Here is a 20230-nt window from a genome sequence, read left to right on the forward strand (position 1 = left end):
CATGAAAAAAGGCCGGCAAGCCGGCCTTTTTGTTTATTTGCGATTGGGTCGAATTTGTGGACCGGCTTTATCCAGCACGCCGTTAACAAATTTATGACTGTCTTCGGCACCGAAGACTTTCGCCAGCTCAATCCCTTCGTTGATGGCCACTTTATAAGGCACATCGTTACGTTTGCTCAGCTCATACAGCGAGATGCGCAGGATAGCTTTTTCTACCTGGCCCAGCTCTTCGAGCTGACGGGACAAATAGGGCTTCATCAGTCCATCCAGATACGCACTGTTGGTCGCCACACCGGACAGCAGTTCGCGGAAATAAGTAATATCGACGTCTTTGACGTCCTGTTCCGCCAGAAACTGGTATTCCACATCGGCAATGTCGTTATTCGACAACTGCCAGGAGTAAAGCGCCTGAACAGCGCACTCACGGGCGCGACGACGAGCAGCAGGTTTCACAAAATTCCCCTTACAAAAATCAGGCTTTAATGGCTGTCAATACGTTGATCATTTCGAGCGCAGTCAGAGCCGCTTCAGCACCTTTGTTACCCGCTTTGGTGCCGGCACGCTCAATGGCCTGCTCGATGCTTTCAGTGGTCAGCACGCCGAACGCGACAGGAATGTCGCTGTTCATGGCAACGCTGGCGATACCGGAGCTGGCTTCACCCGCCACATATTCGAAGTGGGCAGTGCCACCACGAATAACGGTGCCGAGTGCGATAATCGCATCATATTTGCCGGAGTTAGCCAGCGCACGGGCTGCCAGAGGCAGTTCGTAGGCACCAGGCACCCAGACTACGGTGATATTGTCATCTTTGACCTGGCCGATACGTTTCAGGGCATCAACTGCGCCATCCAGCAGGCTGTCATTAATGAAGTTGTTAAAACGCGCAATAACGATGGCAACATTGGCCTCAGGCGTTGCAACAGCAGCTTCGATAACTTTCATACTTATCCTTTCAGGGGTTTGATTAGCCCCGCGCAGGGGGGCGGATTCTATCATACTCTTGGGCGGCGTGCTCTCGCTTTTCCGACCGTGTTATTGTGGTGTCAGGGTCAGGCGCAAATCATCACCGACCTGCCGGACATCGCTGAATTGAAAGGCAGGCGCGTCAGCCAGCTGGCTGAGTCCTGGCAGCTGACACAGGCCGCGTCCTTCGTGACCTAACAGCTTAGGAGCCAGATAAACAATCAGTTCATCGACCAGTCCGGCCTGCAACAGGGCACCGGCCAGCGAGGCACCTGCTTCAACCCAGACGCTGTTAATCTGTCGCCTTCCCAGCAGCATCATCATCGCCACCAGATCCAGTTGCTGTTCGCGCAGTGGAACAGCGATTTGCGTCACCTCAGCGGGCCAGATCTGCTGATCCGGCTGATGGCGCATCAGCCAGGTTTCGCCTGGCTGCGAAATGAGTCGATGCTGCGGCGTCACGCGATTCTGGCTGTCGATAATCACCCGCACTGGCTGACGCAACTGCTGCTCATCAAGCAGAGACCGGGTCTCTGCATTAAGTTCAGACCAGCGCACCGTCAGGGAGGGATCGTCCGCCAGCACTGTGGCACTGCTGCTGAGGATGGCGGCGCTTTGCGCACGCAGACGCTGCACATCACGGCGGGCAGCCGGTGAAGTGATCCACTGGCTTTCGCCGCTGGCCATCGCCGTTCGACCATCCAGTGACGCGCCCAACTTGAGCTGAATCCAGGGGAAGCCGGTACGCATACGCTTCAGGAAGCCACGATTCAGCGCTTCCGCTTCCGGCATCATCAGGCCGTGGCTGACGTCAATGCCCGCCTGATGCAGACGGTGCAATCCCCGACCCGCAACCTGCGGATTAGGGTCCTGCATGGCGGCCACGACACGGGTGACGCCTGCGGCGATTAGCGCATCACAGCAGGGTGGTGTGCGGCCATGGTGGCTGCACGGCTCCAGTGTGACATAGGCAGTTGCGCCACGCGCTTTCTCGCCAGCCATGCGCAGCGCGTGGACTTCAGCATGCGGTTCACCGGCACGCTGATGCCAGCCCTCGCCTACCACGTCGCCATCACGCACAATCACACAGCCGACATTGGGGTTCGGCATCGTCGTAAAACGGCCACGTCGCGCCAGTTCCAGCGCGCGCGCCATATAGCGCTCATCCATACGTTAATCCTGTAACCGGGCGATCTCTTCGCCAAAATCACGAATATCTTCAAAACTGCGGTAAACCGAGGCGAAGCGAATATAGGCGACTTTATCGAGCTTCTTCAGCTCATCCATCACCAGATTGCCTATCAGTTTACTGGGAATCTCGCGTTCGCCGGTGGCGCGCAGCTGAGTTTTAATATGGTTTACGGCGCTTTCAACCGCATCGGCGCTGACAGGACGCTTTTCCAGCGCTTTCATCATCCCGCTGGCCATTTTGTCTTCATTGAAGGGTTCGCGTACGTCATTGCTTTTCACCACGCGCGGCATCACCAGTTCCGCCACCTCAAAGGTGGTGAAGCGTTCATGACACATCAGGCACTGGCGGCGACGGCGCACCGAAGAGCCTTCACTAACCAGACGAGAATCAATCACTTTGGTGTCCACAGCGGAGCAGAATGGGCAATGCATGACGTTTCCTGACGCGAGAGTGATGGGCCTGACAGTGTACCGCGAACCGTGAATCAACAAAATCTCTTCCGTGTCTTTAGCCGCGTTCTCATCACAGGATAAACGATGTTAAATTTCGTCTGCGGCAAAAGGGACTACGCTTTAAAGGCTGCAATTGAAATTTTCCACCAACACACTGGAGGTTATATGGGTCTGTTTAACTTTGTGAAAGAAGCTGGCGAAAAACTCTGGGATGCCGTGAATGGCGGTGATGACCAGAATAAAAAGCTGCAGGAGCACATCAATAAGCTTGGCTTGCCTGATAGCGACAAGGTCGACGTGAAGGTGAATGGCGATACCGTGACCGTGACCGGCGATGGCCTTTCCCAGGAGCTGAAAGAGAAGATTCTGATCGCGGCAGGTAACGTGGCAGGTATCACGAAAGTGGAAGATAAGGTGACCGTGACAGACAACGCGGCCGAGTCAGCGCTTTATACCGTGAAAAAAGGCGACACGCTGAGCGCGATTTCTAAACAGGTTTATGGAAACGCCAACGAATACAACAAGATTTTCGACGCGAATAAGCCAATGCTCTCGCATCCTGATAAGATCTATCCTGGCCAGGTTTTACGTATTCCAAAATAACGGACAAGGATAACTTATGAGCAGGATGGTTTGGATTCCGGTGGCGCTCTCTCTGGTGACGCTGAGCGGCTGCAGCAGCACGGCCAGCAACCCGCAGGTCAGAGAGTTGCATCAGGAAGTGAGTCAGCTTAATCAGCAGATGCAGCACCTGACTTCGCAGGCCAGCGCGCTGGAGATCCAGGGGCAACTGAACAGACAGTTGCAGCAAGGTGCCTGGCTGGTGCCGCAGGCTAATACGCCGGTGGAACTGCAAACTCAACTCGGCACGCTACGCCTGACGCTGTCGCCGGTCACTGCGGAAGCCAGCGGCTCGCGGGCAACTCTGACTGTGCGTTCAATGGACGATCAGCCTTTGCCCGCCCTGCACGCAACGGTGATCTGGGGTGAACTCGACCCGGCAACCGGTAAACCGTTAAGCAGCGACAGTTTGAGTCAGACCCTCGCTGTGCCTGCCTCGTTACTGCCCCAGCATTCGGCGAGCGTCCCGTTGCGCCTCAGCGGCCTGACACCGGAGCAACTGGGTTATGTACGCGTGCATAACGTGTCCGGGGACGCGCCGGCCCAGACCTCCCCTGCTGCACCCGCTAATCCTTAGCCGTGGTGAAAAAAAAACGGGCAGCCAAAAGGCTGCCCGTTTTTATCTCTGATGCGCGATTAAGGCAGGATAGAAGGCTGATCGGCGCCCTCTTTCTCAACTTTTTGCACCATCATATGTTCACGCTTCATGCCCAGTTTCAGCGCCAGCGCCGAAGAGACATAAATCGATGAAATCGTACCAATCGTCACACCAATCAGCATGGTCAGAGAGAAGCCTTTCAGCAACGCACCACCAAACACGAACAGGATGAGGATCATCGCCAGCGTCGTCAGCGAGGTAATCAGCGTACGGCTTAACGTCTGGGTCAGTGACACGTTCGTAATATCGTAAGAACTGCCGCGACGAATCTTGCGGAAGTTTTCACGAATACGGTCAGAGACCACAATTTTATCGTTAAGCGAGTAGCCAATCACCGACATCAGCGAGGCAACAATCGTCAGGTCGATTTCAATGCGGAACAGCGCCAGCAGTCCGCAGGTGATGATCACGTCATGTGCCAGCGCCAGCACGGTACCCAGCGCCAGACGCCACTCAAAGCGGAAGCCGATATAGATCAGAATCGCAATCAGTGCAGACAACAGCGCCATCGCACCCGCCTGCGCCAGGTCGCTACCCACACTCGGGCCAACGAACTCAATGCGCTTAACGGTCGCGTTTTGCTGCGTGGTCTGGTTGATCACCGACACCACTTTATTGCCTAACTCAGTACCCGCCGGGCCGGTAACCGGTGCCATACGCACCATGACGTCACGGCTGCTGCCAAAGTTCTGCACCAGCGGCTCGTCGAAGCCCGCTTTCACCAGATCGGCACGCAGTATCTCGAGATCGGCCGGTTTTTCCAGCGCGATCTCAATCACCGTACCGCCGGTGAAATCGAGGCCCCAGTTAAAACCACGCACACCCACGATCGCAACCGCAGCGAGAATCAGCAGTCCTGAAATGATGAAGGCCAGCTTATCCCAGCGCATAAAGTCGACGACCTTACGCCCGTGGTTTAACTGCTCAATGTTATATTCCTGTGCCACAACGCACTCCTCAGATAGACAGCTTGTTGATGCGTTTGCCACCGTAAACCAGGTTAACAATGGCACGGGTACCGACGATCGCGGTGAACATTGAGGTCGCGATACCAATTGCGGTGGTAATAGCAAAGCCTTTGATCGAACCGGTGCCGACCGCGTAAAGAATGATCACTTTGATCAGCGTGGTCACGTTCGCATCGACAATACTGGAGAAGGCGCCTTTATAGCCCTCATGAATTGCCTGCTGAACCGAGCGCCCGTTTCGCAGTTCTTCTTTAATACGTTCGTTAATCAGTACGTTAGCATCGACTGCCACCGCCAGTGTTAACACGATACCGGCAATACCCGGCATGGTCAGGGTCGCGCCAGGCAGCAGGGACATGACGCCGACAATCAGCACCAGGTTAACCAGCAGCGCACTCGTCGCAATCAGACCAAACTTCTTGTAGAACACCACCATAAACAGGATCGAGGCGAGCAGTCCCCACAGGCAGGCTTCCAGACCCTGAGTAATGTTCTGCTGACCCATAGTCGGACCGATAGTCCGCTCTTCCACGATCTGGATTGGCGCAATCAACGCACCGGCACGCAGCAGCAGCGACAGCTGACGCGCTTCGTTCGGGTTGTTGATACCGGTAATGCGGAAGCTATTCCCCAGGCGAGACTGGATATTAGCGACGTTAATCACCTCTTCCTGTTTCACCAGAACTGAACGGCCGTTGGCATCTTTTTTACCGCTGTCCTTGTACTCCACAAACAGGGTCGCCATCGGCTTGCCGATGTTGTCCTTGGTGAAGTTGGACATGATGTTACCGCCTGCGCCATCCAGTGAAATGTTCACCTGTGGCTGATTGTACTCATCCATGCTGGAGGTCGAGTCGGTGATATGGTCACCGGTCAGAATCACCCGCTTGTAGAGGACCACTGGCTGGCCATCACGCATGTCTTTAACTTCTGAGTCACCCGGAACACGGCCACTGGCCGCCGCAGTAGGATCCACGCTGGTGTTCACCAGGCGGAATTCCAGCGTCGCGGTTGCGCCCAGAATCTCTTTGGCACGCGCTGTATCCTGAATACCCGGCAGCTCAACCACGATGCGATCGGAGCCCTGACGCTGAACCAGCGGTTCCGCCACGCCCAGCTGGTTTACACGGTTACGCAAAATCGTAATGTTCTGCTGAACCGCATATTCCCGCGCTTCACTGAGACGGGCATCGCTCATGGTGGCACGCAGAGCATCGCTACCGCTGCTGTTGATCACCAGATCCTGATGACGAGAAGTCAGCCAGGAGATTGCCGCATCACGGCTGGCAGCGTCACGGAAACGAATTTCCACGCCGTAGTTCGCGACTTTATTGACGGTGGTGTAGGGGATATTTTTGGTGCGCAGATCGCTACGCAGCGTGTCAGCATTCTGCTCCTGCAGCTTGCTGAGCGCGGTGTCCATGTCCACTTCCATCAGGAAGTGCACACCACCACGCAGATCGAGACCGAGTTTCATCGGCTCTGCTGACAGCATACTCAGCCAGCGCGGCGTGGCTGGCGCAAGGTTCAGCGCGACAACGTAGTTTTCACCCAGCGCTTTCATGATCGCTTCACGGGCGCGTAACTGCACATCCGTATTATTGAAGCGCGCGGTAATCGCACCATTTTCCAGCGCAACAGATTTGCTCTGGATATTGTCTTGTTTTAATGCGAACTGAATTTGATCCAACGTCTGCTCACTGGCGGCGCTTCCGCGCGCGCCAGTGACTTGAACGGCCGGATCCTCACCATACAGGTTGGGAAGCGCATAGAGCAGGCCGACGAGAATGACGACGACCAGCATTACGTACTTCCACAAAGGATAACGATTTAACACGGCAGTTCCCTTAGGGAAGAAAGAATTACAGCGCCTTGATAGTGCCTTTAGGCAGTACGGCGGCGACGAAATCACGTTTAATGACCACTTCATTGGTGTCATTCAGCGCGATAGCTACGTAGCCCGTGTCAGAGACTTTCGTTACGCGGCCGACCAGGCCACCGCTGGTCAGCACTTCATCACCCTTAGAGATGGAATCCATCAGCTTCTTGTGCTCTTTCGCACGTTTCTGCTGCGGACGCAGGATCATGAAGTAGAAAATCAGACCAAACACCACCAGCATGATCACCAGAGAATACGGACTTCCCTGAGACGGTGCGCCAGCTGCAGCCACGGCGTCAGAAATGAATAAGCTCATTAAATTTCCCTCATTGATGAATTATCAGACGTTAATGGCGGAACTTCTTTGCCCGTCCGTTGGTAAAACTCAGTTACAAAGCGCTCTAATTTACCCTCTTCGATGGCCTGGCGTAAACCTGCCATCAGACGCTGGTAGTAGCGCAAATTGTGGATAGTGTTCAGACGCGCGCCCAGTATTTCGTTACAACGGTCGAGATGATACAAGTAGGCACGGCTATAATTGCGACAGGTGTAACAATCACACTCCGCATCCAGTGGCGCAGTGTCATCTTTGTATCGGGCGTTGCGGATTTTCACCACACCCTCAGTCACAAACAGGTGACCATTTCGGGCATTACGGGTTGGCATCACGCAGTCAAACATATCGACGCCGCGACGAACGCCTTCAACCAGATCTTCTGGCTTGCCGACGCCCATCAGATAACGCGGTTTATCCTGCGGAAGCTGCGGACAGACGTGCTCAAGAATACGGTGCATGTCCTGCTTAGGCTCACCCACCGCCAGGCCGCCCACAGCGTACCCATCAAAGCCAATCTCTACCAGACCTTTCACCGAGACATCTCGTAAATCTTCGTAAACCGAGCCCTGAATAATGCCAAATAACGCATTTTTATTACCGAGGCTGTCAAAACGGTCACGACTGCGTTGCGCCCAGCGCAGCGACATCTCCATAGAGCGTTTGGCGTAGTCCCAGTCCGCCGGATACGGCGTACATTCATCAAAAATCATCACGATGTCGGAACCGAGGTCGTACTGAATCTCCATCGATTTTTCCGGATCGAGGAAAATCGGGTCGCCATTAATCGGGTTACGGAAGTGAACGCCCGCTTCGGTGATTTTGCGGATGTCACCCAGGCTGAAGACCTGGAAGCCGCCGGAATCGGTCAGGATGGGTCCTTTCCACTGCATAAAGTCATGCAGATCGCCATGCAGTTTCATGATCTCCTGGCCCGGACGCAGCCAGAGGTGGAAGGTATTGCCCAGAATGATCTGCGCGCCGGTCTCCTGCACTTCTTCCGGCGTCATGCCTTTTACGGTGCCATAGGTGCCGACAGGCATAAACGCAGGGGTTTCCACCACACCGCGATCAAAAATCAGACGGCCACGGCGCGCCCGTCCGTCTGTGGTATCAAGTTCAAATTTCACAAAGCCTCCATCGGAGAAACAGTCCGATGCAGATAACCTTCGTCGCGTAACAGGCGATTCCGGCTATCGGTTAATAAATCAGTCGCCCACTGTTTCCAGCGGCGCCTGCGGATTTTTGCTGATAAACATCGCGTCACCATAACTGAAGAAACGATATTGCTCAGCCACGGCTGCACGGTACGCGGCCATGGTGTGCTGATAACCGGCAAACGCCGAGACCAGCATAATCAGAGTCGATTCGGGCAAGTGGAAGTTGGTGATCAGCGCATCGATCACCTGGTACTCATAGCCCGGATAGATAAAAATCTGGGTATCGTCGAAGAACGGCGCAATCAGGGCATCCTGACTCGCTTTGGCAGCGCTTTCCAGCGAACGGACAGAGGTGGTGCCGACAGCGACCACTTTATTGCCACGAGCCTTACAGGCCAGCACCGCGTCGACAACCTCCTGCGGCACTTCGGCATATTCCGCGTGCATGTGATGCTCTTCGATGTTGTCGACGCGCACCGGCTGGAAAGTGCCAGCACCGACATGCAGCGTCACAAACGCCATCTCAACGCCCTTCTCTTTCAGCGCCTGCAACAGCGGTTCATCAAAGTGCAGACCGGCGGTCGGTGCCGCAACGGCACCCGGACGGGCGCTGTAAACCGTCTGGTAAAGCTCGCGATCCGCCTCTTCATCGGGACGATCAATATACGGTGGCAGTGGCATATGGCCGACACTGTTAAGGATGTCGAGCACGGCGCGATCATCATCAAAGACAATTTCAAACAGCGCATCGTGGCGTGCCACCATCGTCGCTTTCACGCTCTCATCTTCGCCCAGTAACAATTCTGCACCTGGCTTTGGCGCTTTCGAGGCACGCACGTGTGCCAGCACGCGTTTGTCGTCGAGCATCCGCTCTACCAGCATCTCGATTTTGCCGCCGCTGGCTTTACGGCCAAAGACACGCGCCGGAATCACACGCGTGTTGTTGAACACCAGCAGATCGCCTGGATTCAGCTTATCCAGCACGTCGGTGAAAACACCGTGCGATAAGGCCCCGCTGGGGCCATCCAGCGACAGCAGGCGACAGCCGCTGCGCTGCGCCTGGGGATAGTGAGCAATCAGGGATTCGGGCAGTTCAAAAGCAAAATCGGCGACACGCATTGAAATGTTCTTTCTCAGGCAAAAACAGGCGGCACAGTTTAGCGGAAAAACGACCAATTCTGAACAACTGGCTGCGCAAAGGCAGTTCAGCCTATAATGCGGCATGAACTTTCTTGCGCATCTCCATCTGGCTAAGCTGGCCGACAGCTCCTTACTCGGCAATTTAATGGCCGACTTTGTGCGTGGCAACCCGCACCAGCACTGGTCTGCGCCTGTCGCGGACGGTATTCTGATGCATCGTCGTCTGGATGTGATGACCGATGCGCTGCCGGAAGTCCGCAGTGCGCGTCAGCTGTTCCGTGCGGAGACTTATCGCGTCGCACCCATTACGCTGGATGTCATCTGGGACCATTTTCTGGCCCGTCACTGGCTGCAATTCTCGCCGGAGCAGACACTGATAGCCTTTTCTGCCGCCGCCGAGCGCGAAATTATGCCGCAGCTGGCAGACACGCCTGTAGAGTTTCAGGAACTTAATGCCGTGATGTGGCACGAGCGCTGGTTTGAACATTATGCCCAGCCTGCCCGGCTGGAGCGGGTGCTGCACGGCATGGCCAGTCGTCGTCCACGCCTGGTGGCGCTGCGCGACTCTTACCACGATTTCAGGCAACACTATGATCAGCTGGAAGCGCTGTTTTTTGTTTTTTATCCGCGTTTAATGGCGCTGGCATCCGGCAGAACCCTGTAAAACCCGATCCTCTGCTGCCGGGCTGGCGGATGCCCACCCCGGCCCGCATAAAAAGCCCCTCTCGCGCCTCCGCGCTATCTTGCCATTACTGCTTATCTGCGGCTTAATGAAGCCTTTCTTAACAATAGCTAAAAAAACATTACAGCCAGACCGCCTGTTCAGGCGCACCTTCCATTCTTTAGGGTAAAAAAACATAAGAGGAAAAGATGTCATCCGCTTCGCATTCTGAAATAGACGCGCGTTATCGTTATGCCTGCGACATCGCCCGTGCGGCGGGCAGCCGGGCCTTATCATGGTATCAGCAGCGTCAGACACTGGTCGTGGAACACAAAAGGGATTTGCAGGATGTGGTCAGCGAAGCTGATCGAAACGTTGAGGCATTGATTAAGTCATTAATCGCTGAGCGTTTTCCTGAGGATGCCGTCTATGGTGAAGAGAGCGGTGGCGAGGTGGAGGGCACGCCCTTTATCTGGGTCGTCGATCCGATCGATGGTACTGCCTGTTTCGTCAACGGTCTGCCTAACTGGTGCGTCTCACTGGCGGTGGTCTGTGATGGTGAACCGGTGATCGGCGTAGTCTGCGATCCTAATCATCAGGAGCTGTTTCACGCACGAGCAGGCCAGGGCGCATGGGTCAACGAGAGTCGTCTGCAGGTTCATGATGCTGAGCATCTTAACGAAGGGTTGCTGGGCATCAGCAACTCCAGCCGGACCCCGGGCGAAAGTACCGCGCGCCTGATTAGCGGCCTGACTGAACAGGGTGGTATGTTTATTCGTATCGGCTCGGGCGCGCTGACCAGCGCCTGGGCAGCGGCCGGGCGCCTGATTGGCTACTACGAAGCGCATATGCATCCGTGGGATAGCCTGCCGGGCATCGTCCTGATGCGTGAAGCAGGCGGTGTCACCAATGATTATCTGCGAAACGAAGGACTGAAAAACGGCAACCCGGTGTTGCTGGCCAATGCGGCCCTCTATCCAAAAATTAAAGCGCTGACCGGTAATCGCGCCCTGGAGGAGTAAATGACGCTGTCTGTCCTGTCCCGCTGTGCACTGATCCTCGGTTCTCTCTGGCTGCTAAGCCCGGCGTCACAGGCGGCGAATTACCAGCTGGAGAAAGTGGTCGAACTGAGCCGTCACGGTGTACGTCCGCCCACGCCTGGCAATCGCAAAGAGATAGAAGCCGCCAGCCAGCAACCCTGGACGCAGTGGACCACTGCCGATGGCGAGCTGACTGGCCACGGCTACAGCGCCGTGGTCAATAAAGGACGCTGGGAAGGCGAGCACTATCGCCAGCTCGGCCTGCTGAACGCAGGCTGTCCTGACACGTCCCAGGTTTACGTGCGTGCCAGTCCGCTGCAACGCACCCGTGCCACAGCTTCGGCGCTGACGGATGGGGCATTTCCCGGCTGCGGCGTGCCAGTCCATCACGTAGCGGGCGATGTTGATCCTCTGTTTCAGACCGGGAAATTGACGTTCACCCGAATCGATCCCGCTCAGGAACTGGCCGCTAAACAGCAGAGAGCGGGTGATCTGGCGCAGCTGCAACAGCAGTTGCAGCCGGTGATTCAGCAGCTGAAAGCCGCTGTCTGCCCGGCCGCCACAGACTGCCCCTTATTTGATGCGCCCTGGGCGTTCCGGCAGACGCGCAACGGCAACACTTACGTTTACGGGCTGAGTGTGATGGCGAGCATGGTGGAGACGCTGCGACTGAGTTACAGCGAAAACCTGCCGTTTGATCAGATCGCCTGGGGACACATCACCTCGGCCGCGCAGATCACCTCGCTGCTTCCGTTGCTGACCGCAAACTACGATCTCAGTAACGACATCCTCTATCAGGCACAGCGCCGTGGCTCAATACTGCTCAACACCCTGCTGGAGGAAATTGCTTCTGATAACTCGCCGACCCGCTGGCTGATTCTGGTGGCGCATGACACCAATATTGCGATGGTGCGCACCCTGATGGACTTTAGCTGGCAGTTGCCCGGCTATTCACGCGGCAATATTCCGCCTGGCAGTAGTCTGGTGCTGGAGCGCTGGCGCGACACCCATAGCGGCAACCGTTTTTTGCGGATCTATTTTCAGGCGCAGAGTCTGGATGGCATTCGCCAGCTGCAACCGCTTGATGATAAACATCCGTTATTACGTCAGGAATGGCATCAGCCCGGCTGCAGAGTCACCGATGTCGGCCTGCTCTGCCCTTATCAATCCACGCTGACTCAGCTGCGTAAAAACCTGGATAACAGCGCTGTGCTGCCAGTTTCAGTTATATTGCCCTGAGTCTCTGGCTAATCAAATTAAGGCTGCAACCCTGATGCGGCCTTAATAATGTTAACCGCTGTTAATTAACGCCACCCCGGTCTTTTCTTAATTAAATCATCTGACTATCAGCTCCACGCATTTTGTTTTACGATAGTTCCGTCAATCATCCCTTTATTTACTATTTTCCTGTAATCCTTGAGTATTTCGGCGACTGGTTTCGCCGTTTTTTATTTCTGCCTTTATTGCCCCTCAGTACTCGTCTGGCTGTACGCTCTCTCGCCCGAAGCGCCATTGTGTTCATTTTCCCGATTTGCATCCTCAGTGATATTCATTACTATTTGAAATAATCATTCCCGGCATTATTTACTGAGATAATGTGATGCATGATCTTATTTCGCAGAGAAGAAATGAGTGCCGAATAAAAGGACTTTGTGTTGTGGCGGGGATCACATAAATAATCAGATGCGGGGAAAACATCAGAGGGAAATAGCGTGTTCTGCTCCCCCATACATCAGGAGAGCAGAACAGAATATTAACGGGTTTTACGCACCAGCTTATAGCCCAGCAGCAGTACCACGATCCACACCATGCCGACATAGAGGGAAATGCGGGTATCCGGGAAATAACCAATCAGCCCGATAATAAAGCAGAGGAAGGCCACGCCGACACCGGCCGTCCAGCTGCCGCCTGGCAGCGCAAACTGCAACTTACCCGCCGCCTCTTTGCCAATTTTGCGACGGAACGCGATCTGCGACAACAGAATCATGATCCAGACCCACACCGTCGCAAAGGTCGCCAGAGAAGCAATCACCAGGAAGACTTTTTCGGGCATCAGGTAGTTGAGATAAACCGCAATCAGCATAGCGAACATCATCACCACGACCGTCACCCACGGGATCCCGCGCGACGAGACTTTCATGAAGACTTTCGGAGCATGTCCCTGCTGCGCCATCCCGTGCAGCATGCGGCCTACGCCAAACACATCGCTGTTAATTGCCGACAGTGACGCGGTCAGCACCACGAAATTCAGGATAGAGGCAGCTGCCGCGATGCCCAGATGCTGGAAGGTCAGCACAAACGGACTGCCCGACGTCCCTACCTGATTCCACGGGTAGATCGACATAATCACAAACAGCGTGCCAACGTAAAACACCAGAATGCGCCACGGCACTGAGTTGATCGCACGCGGAATCGACTTCTCCGGATCTTCCGCTTCACCCGCAGTGATACCGATGATTTCGATACCGCCATAAGCGAACATCACCATCTGCAGCGACAGTAACATGCCGACCACGCCATGCGCGAAAAAGCCGCCGTTGGTCCACAGATTATGGATGCCGGTCGGCTGGCCGCCGTTACCGAGCCCCCAGATGATCATGCCGAAACCGGCCAGAATCATTACGATGATGGTGGCGACTTTAAAGAAGGAGAACCAGAACTCTACTTCGCCGAACACCTTCACGCTCATCAGATTGACGGCACCGATAATCAGCACCACGCTCAGCACCCAAATCCAGTGCGGCACCTCGGGGAACCAGACGCCCATATAGATGCCGAACGCGGTGACATCCGCAATCGCCACAATCAGAATTTCAAAACAGTAGGTCCAGCCGGTGATGTAACCCGCCATCGGCCCAAGATAGTCCTGCGCGTAGCGTGAGAAGGAGCTGGCCTGAGGATTGTTAACGGACATCTCACCCAGCGCGCGCATGATGATATAAGCGACTGCTCCGCCGATGATATAGGCGAGCAGCACACTCGGTCCGGCCATTTTTATCGCATCGGCGGAACCGTAAAACAGCCCGGTGCCAATCGCCGATCCCAGCGCCATAAAGCGGATGTGGCGCGTGCTCAGTCCGCGTTTGAGCTTGTTGGTTTCTTGCATAACAACCTGTACCTGTGAAATGAAAAAACCACGGACAAGGCCGTGGTTAAAGAAAAATCAGTGCTCGCTGTTACGAGTGAACGGCAACCTGTTCCGGCCCTTTCACCCTATCAACAACAGCGGCAATCAGCAGCATCACCAGCGACGGCGGCAACCAGGCGAGACCCTGATCGGCCAGCGGCAGATGCTGACTGAAAGCGGGCAGCAAATCTTTAAACCCGGTGGTTTTAATCGCATCAACAATACCAAACAGCAGGCTTACCAGCATGGCTGGTGCGACAATCCGGCTGCTCTTATTCCACCAGTTAAGGGTGAAACTCAGCACCACCAGCACGATACAAGGCGGATAAATCGCCGTCAGTACCGGGATGGAGATCTGAATCAGGTGGCTCAGGCCGAGGTTCGACACCACCATCGAGAACAGACCCAGAATAAACACCAGCGTTTTATACGATAACGGCAGGTATTGCGCAAAAAATTCCGCACAGGCACAGGTCAGGCCAACAGCTGTCACCATACAGGCGATGAAGATCAGGGTGGCCAGAAAGAAGCTGCCCATGTTGCCAAAGGTGTGCTGAACATACGCATGCAGAATCGCTGCGCCGTTGGCGTTCTGATCCACCAGCGCCCCGCTGCCTGCGCCCAGTTTAAACAGGCAGAGGTAGACCAGCGTCAGGCCCAGACCCGCGATCAAGCCTGCCAGGACAGTGTAACGTGTCAGCAACGCGGCATTATCGACGCCACGCGAACGGGCGGCGTTGACAATCACGATGCCAAATACCAGCGCACCCAGCGTATCCATGGTCAGATAGCCATTAACGAAACCGCTGGAAAACGCCGCACGCTGATAATCAGCCGTCGCCGGAATGGTTCCGCCTGCCGGCCACACCAGCGCAGCCACGCCCAGCACAGTCAGCGCGATGATTTTTAGTGGCGCAAGGAAGTGCCCGACCGTGTCGAGCAACTTACCCGGATAGAGCGACACGCCAATGACCAGCGCGAAATAGATCAGGCTGTAGATAAACAGCGGCAGCGCGCCATCACCGGTCAGCGGGGCAATGCCCATCTCAAACGAGACCGTTGCTGTGCGCGGGGTGGCAAACAGCGGTCCGACAGCCAGATAGCACACGGTGGCCAGCACGATGCCAGCGACCTTGCCAATCGGGGTGCTGAGCGCATCCACACCGCCGCCGACACGGGCCAGTGCGATCACGGTCATCACCGGTAAACCGACTGCGGTAATCAGAAAACCAATCGCGGCGGTCCAGACGTGTTCACCAGACTGAATACCGACCATTGGCGGGAAAATGATGTTGCCCGCGCCAACAAACAGGGCGAATGTCATAAAGCCCAGCGCGAGAATGTCCTTCGAAGTTAAACGATGTGTCATACGGCCTGTCACTGATGTTGCGGTGGAAGTTGGGTTAGTGTTGTCCCCTCGCTGCGTGTAAACCGCGATCTGGCTGACAATGTCAGCGCATTATGCTCATCGCAGGCTAAAGCGCAGGTGATTTAAGCTGCTTTTATTCTGTTCACAGAGGGATGGATCGACAACGGCGCTAAGTAAAACGTTTATAGCGGCGAAAGGCAATACGGGATCGGAAAACCAGAAGGTTATACCGCCATTTTTTTAAAAGGCAGTGGATAGCGTTAATTTTTGCAGCAGGCGCACAAGATGATGTGCCTAAATAATAGACAGAGAGTGAGAAATCCCCGCATAAACGGGGCTGAAGATACACAAAAGGCGCGTTTTACGCGCCTGTCTGCACAACGTTACAGCACTACCAGACCTGATTCGCGATCTCAACGACCAGGCGAATCTTCTGCCACTGCTGCGCTTCGGTCAGGCTGTTGCCCTCTTCGGTTGAGGCAAAACCGCATTGCGGGCTGAGGCAAATCTGATCCAGGCTGACATACTGCGCCGCCTCGTCCAGCCGGATTTTCACCTGCGCCGGATCTTCCAGTTCACCCACTTTAGTGGTGATTAAACCCAGCACCACCTGCTGATGACCCGGCTTAATGTAACGCAGTGGCTCAAAGCCACCGGAACGGGCGTTGTCATACTCCAGGAAGAATGCATCCACGTTCACGCTGCCGAACAGAATTTCTGCCACCGGCCCGTAGCCCCCCTCGGAGATCCAGGTGGAGCGGAAGTTCCCGCGACAGACATGCAGACCCACGGTCAGATCGGCAGGTTTATCCTCCAGCGCTTTATTCAGTACCTGAGCGTAAATCTGTGCCAGCTGATCCGGATCGTCGCCGCGTGCGCGGATATCGCGCTTCTGATCTTCAGAGCAGAGATAAGCCCAGACAGTGTCATCCAGTTGCAGATAGCGGCAGCCCGCATCATAAAACGCCTGAATCGCCGCTTTGTAGGTCTGCGCCAGATCGTCAAAGTAATCCGCCAGATCGGGATAGACCTCAGCATCGATCACTTTGCGGCCACCGCGGAAGTGAAGCACGCTGGGGCTGGGAATCGTCATCTTCGGCACCGCGTCCCCGGCAATACTCTGCAGGAAGCGGAAATGCGCCAGCATCGGATGATCCGCCGGAAAACCGAGTTTGCTCACCACTTTCACACCATGCGCTTTGGTCTGCACGCCGTTAAACTGGATGCCCTGTTCCGCTTCATAGCGCTCGACGCCATTCAGGCCATAGAAGAAATCGAAGTGCCACCAGCCGCGACGAAACTCGCCGTCAGTGACCACCTTCAGGCCATTTTCACGCTGCTTCGCCACCACATCGCGAATCGCATCATCTTCGATCTGCTGCAGGGCCGCCGCATCAATCTCTCCGGCAGCAAACTGTTCACGCGCCAGCTTAATCGCAGCGGGACGCAGGAAGCTGCCAACGGTATCGGCACGGAACGGGGCGGTTTCTCTTTGCATGATCACTCCTGTCTCTCCTGCCGGTAATGACGGCAGGAAATAATTGCATCCTGATATAAATAGCCGTCTGGATGGCTACATGTCTGAACACAGAGTGGCATGCGCCGCGCTCATCTGCAACTGAAGAAAATTCAGCGATGATGAAAAAAATTCAACTTAGGGGTTAAGCAGCGCGGCACGCGCCTGCGCCATCTGGCTGTCTGAGAGCGGCAGATAGCCCGCTTCGCTGACCCGCCGCTGACCTTGCGGAGAGAGCACCTGCTGCAGAAACGCGGCGACCAGCGGCGGCAGCGGTTTACCGGGTGCTTTATTAACATAGAGATAAAGGGGGCGCGCCCAGGGATAGCGCCCGCTGCGGATGGCATCGGCATCAGGGGCAATCGCCTGCCCCTGATCATTCGTCACCGCCAGCATTTTTACGCCGCTGAGATGAAAGCCAAAACTGGCGTAGCCGATACTTCGCGAATTACCGGCCACCGCCTGTACCACCGCGGCCGAGCCCGGAAACTCCGCCACGTCGCTGCGAAAATCGCCTTTGCAGAGTACCTGCTGTTTAAAGAAACCCCAGGTGCCGGAGGCGGAATTACGTCCATAGCGCTGAATAGGTCGTTTGCTCCACTGCGCGCCGCTTAACCCGAGATCGCCCCAACGCAGCGGCACACTGTGTGCGCCACACAGACGGGTAACGGAGAAGATGGCGTCGAGCTGACGTGGTTCAATCTGCTGCAGCGGATTGCGCTGATTCACGACCACCACCAGCGCATCCATCGCCACGGGAACCGCCAGCGGCGGATAGCCGTAGCGCGCCTCAAAAGCCTGCCGCTCATCAGCCTGCATCGGACGGCTCATCGGTCCGAGCTGTGCGGCACCCGCCGCCAGCGCGGTCGGCGCAGTAGAAGAGCCGGAGGCCTGAACCTGCACATTGACGCCCGGCGCCTGACGACTGAAATCTTCGCCCCACAGGGTCATCAGATAACCGAGCGTATCGGATCCCACGCTGCTGAGATTGCCGGAGAGCGTGCCAGGCTGGGCCAGAGCCAGGCCCGGCAGCAGAGTAACGATCAACAGGAGAAAGAAACGCATCAGAGAGATCCGGCAGCGATTAGTGAACGGCATTCTCCTGCATGACGCTGCTGACAATCAACCTCGCGGGCAGCGTAAAAGTAAAACAGGTCTCTTTGTGCGGCACACTGGTGATATCGAGCCGCGCGTTATGGTGGCTCAGCGCATGTTTTACAATCGCCAGCCCCAGCCCGCTGCCGCCGGTCGCACGCGAACGCGCTTTATCAACCCGGTAAAAACGCTCGGTCAGACGGGGAATATGTTCTGAGGCGATACCCGGTCCGTTGTCGCACACCCGGAAGGTAGCGCCCTGCTTGCTGCGCAGCCAGCTGATATCAATCCGCGTGCCATCCGGGGTGTGATTCACCGCGTTGTAAACCAGATTAGAAATGGCGCTGCGCAGCTGCTCATCGTTGCCGAACACTTTCAGATGGGGATCGGTATGGAAATGGATATCGTGACGCCCCCCACTCAGCGTCGCCGCTTCATGCTGCAGCAGTTTCAGCATCACCGGCACATCGACCTTCTCTTTCAGATCGATTGCCGGTGCAGCTTCAATGCGCGACAGCGTCAGCAACTGTTTGACCAGGCTATCCATACGGCGCGTCTGCTCCGACATCGTGTGCAACGCTTTGCTGCGCGAAGGCTCGCTCATCACCGAGTCGTTCATCATCTCCAGATAGCCCTGCAGAACCGTGAGCGGCGTGCGTAACTCATGGCTGACGTTGGCAAAGAAGTTGCGGCGTGCCCCTTCCAGCTGATGCATCTGCGTCACATCACGCGCCACCAGCAGCCACTGCCCTTCGCTGTAGGGCATGACGCGGAATTCCATATGAAGTTTGTTGTTCAGCACCAGCGTCAGCGGCTTGTCAAAATCGCGCTGGCGAAGATAACGGGAAAACTCCGGATAACGCAGCAGATTGAGGATGTTCTGGCCATTATCTTCTGGCCAGCGCAGACCCAGGTGCTGCTGGGCCAGGCCGTTACACCAGAAAATGGTGCCCTCTTCCGTGGTCAGGATCACCGCATCCGGCAGCGACTCGGCACCGCTGCGAAAACGTTTGATCAGATTACCGAGTTCACGCCGCCGTCGCCGGTTGCGCAGTTGCATCTGGTAAAGGCCATAAAACAGCGGCTCCCAGCTGGCACGCCCGGCGGGTGGCGTCATGGTGCGGTCGAGCCACAGCCAGTGCGACAGCCGCATCAGATTGTGGAAATGCCATAACAGCACCATGACCACGCTGAGCAGCAGCCACCAGGGCAAGCCGCCAGACAGCATGCCCAGCAGCGCCGCAGGCAGACAGGCCAGCAGCAGTTCTGTCAGTAATCTCTTCCAGGAGAGGCGTTCCAGCACGGTTAAAGCTCCGTCTTAGTAGCGGGCAGAGAAACGATACCCTGTTCCACGGACGGTTTGTACCATGCGATCGTGGCCGGAGACTTCCAGCGCTTTACGTAAACGACGGATGTGAACATCGACAGTACGATCTTCCACATACACATTGGTGCCCCAGACATGGTTCAACAGTTGTTCGCGGCTGTAGACGCGTTCCGGGTGGGTCATAAAGAAGTGCAGCAGCTTATATTCGGTGGGGCCCATCTCCAGCGGGGTGGTTTCGGACATCACGCGATGCGAAGAGGGATCCAGACTCAGTCCCTGCATCTCAATCACCTCTTCCACCGCCATCGGTGAAATACGGCGCATCACCGCTTTAATTCGCGCCATCAGCTCTTTGGGTGAAAACGGCTTGGTAATGTAATCATCGGCGCCCACTTCCAGGCCGCGCACCCGATCTTCCTCTTCACCGCGCGCAGTGAGCATCATCACCGGAATATCGCGGGTCATCGCCTCACGTTTCAGATGCTTGATAAACTGAATACCGCTGCCACCGGGTAACATCCAGTCCAGTAAAATCAGATCGGGCCAGGGTTCAATCAGCTTGCCAACGGCACTGTCATAATCTTCCGCCTCGATTGGCTGATAGTCGTTCTGTTCCAGAACAAAACATAACATTTCACGGATGGGGGCTTCATCCTCCACAACCAAAATGCGCTTAGCCATTATTACTCCTGCTGATTATGACGGCTGTCACTGAGATTCGCGGCGC

General features: G+C 55.7%; 20 protein-coding genes. 5 read left to right on the forward strand and 15 right to left on the reverse strand.

Features of this window, described 5'->3' with window-relative positions:
* Nucleotides 1-33 precede the first annotated feature (33 nt).
* From nusB to nrdR, 4 genes are all read right to left on the reverse strand, one after another.
* Nucleotides 34-453 carry a transcription antitermination factor NusB gene (gene nusB, locus HZZ01_RS09810; RefSeq protein ID WP_010255372.1) on the reverse strand — a complete coding sequence of 140 codons (420 nt, stop codon included), beginning with the start codon at nucleotides 451-453 and terminating at the stop codon, nucleotides 34-36.
* Between the two features lie 19 nt (nucleotides 454-472).
* A complete protein-coding gene (gene ribE / locus HZZ01_RS09815) occupies nucleotides 473-943 on the reverse strand; it encodes a 6,7-dimethyl-8-ribityllumazine synthase (protein ID WP_179896805.1) in 471 nt (156 codons plus the stop codon).
* A 90-nt stretch (nucleotides 944-1033) separates the two neighbouring features.
* Nucleotides 1034-2134, reverse strand: coding sequence for a bifunctional diaminohydroxyphosphoribosylaminopyrimidine deaminase/5-amino-6-(5-phosphoribosylamino)uracil reductase RibD (gene ribD / locus HZZ01_RS09820; RefSeq protein ID WP_179896807.1), 1101 nt, complete (start codon nucleotides 2132-2134; stop codon nucleotides 1034-1036).
* A 3-nt stretch (nucleotides 2135-2137) separates the two neighbouring features.
* A complete protein-coding gene (nrdR, locus tag HZZ01_RS09825) occupies nucleotides 2138-2587 on the reverse strand; it encodes a transcriptional regulator NrdR (RefSeq protein WP_009091750.1) in 450 nt (149 codons plus the stop codon).
* Nucleotides 2588-2773: 186 nt separating this feature from the next.
* Between nrdR and lysM the strand changes: the two genes are divergently transcribed.
* Both lysM and HZZ01_RS09835 read left to right on the forward strand, forming a co-directional pair.
* Nucleotides 2774-3211 (forward strand): peptidoglycan-binding protein LysM, encoded by a 438-nt coding sequence (gene lysM / locus HZZ01_RS09830; RefSeq protein WP_179896809.1) that lies wholly within the window; start codon nucleotides 2774-2776, stop codon nucleotides 3209-3211.
* Nucleotides 3212-3227: 16 nt separating this feature from the next.
* Nucleotides 3228-3806 carry a DUF3251 domain-containing protein gene (locus tag HZZ01_RS09835; protein ID WP_179896811.1) on the forward strand — a complete coding sequence of 193 codons (579 nt, stop codon included), beginning with the start codon at nucleotides 3228-3230 and terminating at the stop codon, nucleotides 3804-3806.
* A gap of 59 nt (nucleotides 3807-3865) precedes the next feature.
* Here HZZ01_RS09835 and secF read toward each other — a convergent pair whose 3' ends face one another.
* The 5 genes from secF to queA form a co-directional block, all read right to left on the reverse strand.
* Nucleotides 3866-4834, reverse strand: coding sequence for a protein translocase subunit SecF (secF, locus tag HZZ01_RS09840; RefSeq protein ID WP_179896813.1), 969 nt, complete (start codon nucleotides 4832-4834; stop codon nucleotides 3866-3868).
* A 10-nt stretch (nucleotides 4835-4844) separates the two neighbouring features.
* Nucleotides 4845-6692, reverse strand: coding sequence for a protein translocase subunit SecD (secD, locus tag HZZ01_RS09845; protein ID WP_179896815.1), 1848 nt, complete (start codon nucleotides 6690-6692; stop codon nucleotides 4845-4847).
* A 25-nt stretch (nucleotides 6693-6717) separates the two neighbouring features.
* Nucleotides 6718-7050, reverse strand: coding sequence for a preprotein translocase subunit YajC (gene yajC, locus HZZ01_RS09850; RefSeq protein ID WP_009091760.1), 333 nt, complete (start codon nucleotides 7048-7050; stop codon nucleotides 6718-6720).
* On the reverse strand, nucleotides 7050-8198 hold the full coding sequence (gene tgt, locus HZZ01_RS09855; RefSeq protein ID WP_013356969.1) for a tRNA guanosine(34) transglycosylase Tgt: 1149 nt from the start codon (nucleotides 8196-8198) through the stop codon (nucleotides 7050-7052). Before tgt ends, yajC begins: the two co-directional genes overlap by 1 nt.
* A 78-nt stretch (nucleotides 8199-8276) precedes the next feature.
* Nucleotides 8277-9347: a tRNA preQ1(34) S-adenosylmethionine ribosyltransferase-isomerase QueA gene (queA, locus tag HZZ01_RS09860; RefSeq protein ID WP_179896817.1), complete on the reverse strand. Its 1071-nt coding sequence runs from the start codon at nucleotides 9345-9347 to the stop codon at nucleotides 8277-8279.
* A gap of 103 nt (nucleotides 9348-9450) precedes the next feature.
* Between queA and HZZ01_RS09865 the strand changes: the two genes are divergently transcribed.
* The 3 genes from HZZ01_RS09865 to HZZ01_RS09875 all read left to right on the forward strand — a co-directional run bounded on the left by HZZ01_RS09865 (nucleotide 9451) and on the right by HZZ01_RS09875 (nucleotide 12308).
* A complete protein-coding gene (locus HZZ01_RS09865; protein ID WP_179896819.1) occupies nucleotides 9451-10032 on the forward strand; it encodes an ACP phosphodiesterase in 582 nt (193 codons plus the stop codon).
* Nucleotides 10033-10238: 206 nt separating this feature from the next.
* Nucleotides 10239-11051 carry an inositol monophosphatase gene (locus HZZ01_RS09870; protein WP_179896821.1) on the forward strand — a complete coding sequence of 271 codons (813 nt, stop codon included), beginning with the start codon at nucleotides 10239-10241 and terminating at the stop codon, nucleotides 11049-11051.
* Complete coding sequence (locus HZZ01_RS09875; protein ID WP_179896823.1) at nucleotides 11052-12308, forward strand: histidine-type phosphatase; 1257 nt, start codon at nucleotides 11052-11054, stop codon at nucleotides 12306-12308.
* A 514-nt stretch (nucleotides 12309-12822) separates the two neighbouring features.
* Here HZZ01_RS09875 and proY read toward each other — a convergent pair.
* The 6 genes from proY to phoB all read right to left on the reverse strand — a co-directional run bounded on the left by proY (nucleotide 12823) and on the right by phoB (nucleotide 20184).
* Nucleotides 12823-14175, reverse strand: a complete 1353-nt coding sequence (proY, locus tag HZZ01_RS09880; protein ID WP_179896825.1) for a proline-specific permease ProY — start codon at nucleotides 14173-14175, stop codon at nucleotides 12823-12825.
* Nucleotides 14176-14245: 70 nt separating this feature from the next.
* Complete coding sequence (gene brnQ / locus HZZ01_RS09885; protein ID WP_179896827.1) at nucleotides 14246-15565, reverse strand: branched-chain amino acid transporter carrier protein BrnQ; 1320 nt, start codon at nucleotides 15563-15565, stop codon at nucleotides 14246-14248.
* 391 nt (nucleotides 15566-15956) lie between these two features.
* Complete coding sequence (locus HZZ01_RS09890) at nucleotides 15957-17063, reverse strand: cobalamin-independent methionine synthase II family protein (RefSeq protein WP_179896829.1); 1107 nt, start codon at nucleotides 17061-17063, stop codon at nucleotides 15957-15959.
* 156 nt (nucleotides 17064-17219) lie between these two features.
* Complete coding sequence (locus tag HZZ01_RS09895; RefSeq protein WP_179896831.1) at nucleotides 17220-18146, reverse strand: PstS family phosphate ABC transporter substrate-binding protein; 927 nt, start codon at nucleotides 18144-18146, stop codon at nucleotides 17220-17222.
* A 19-nt stretch (nucleotides 18147-18165) separates the two neighbouring features.
* Nucleotides 18166-19479 carry a phosphate regulon sensor histidine kinase PhoR gene (gene phoR, locus HZZ01_RS09900; protein WP_179896833.1) on the reverse strand — a complete coding sequence of 438 codons (1314 nt, stop codon included), beginning with the start codon at nucleotides 19477-19479 and terminating at the stop codon, nucleotides 18166-18168.
* A 15-nt stretch (nucleotides 19480-19494) separates the two neighbouring features.
* Nucleotides 19495-20184, reverse strand: coding sequence for a phosphate response regulator transcription factor PhoB (gene phoB / locus HZZ01_RS09905; RefSeq protein WP_003852491.1), 690 nt, complete (start codon nucleotides 20182-20184; stop codon nucleotides 19495-19497).
* Nucleotides 20185-20230 lie beyond the last annotated feature (46 nt).

This window comes from Pantoea sp. WMus005, from assembly GCF_013415305.1.
Taxonomy (GTDB): domain Bacteria; phylum Pseudomonadota; class Gammaproteobacteria; order Enterobacterales; family Enterobacteriaceae; genus Pantoea; species Pantoea rara.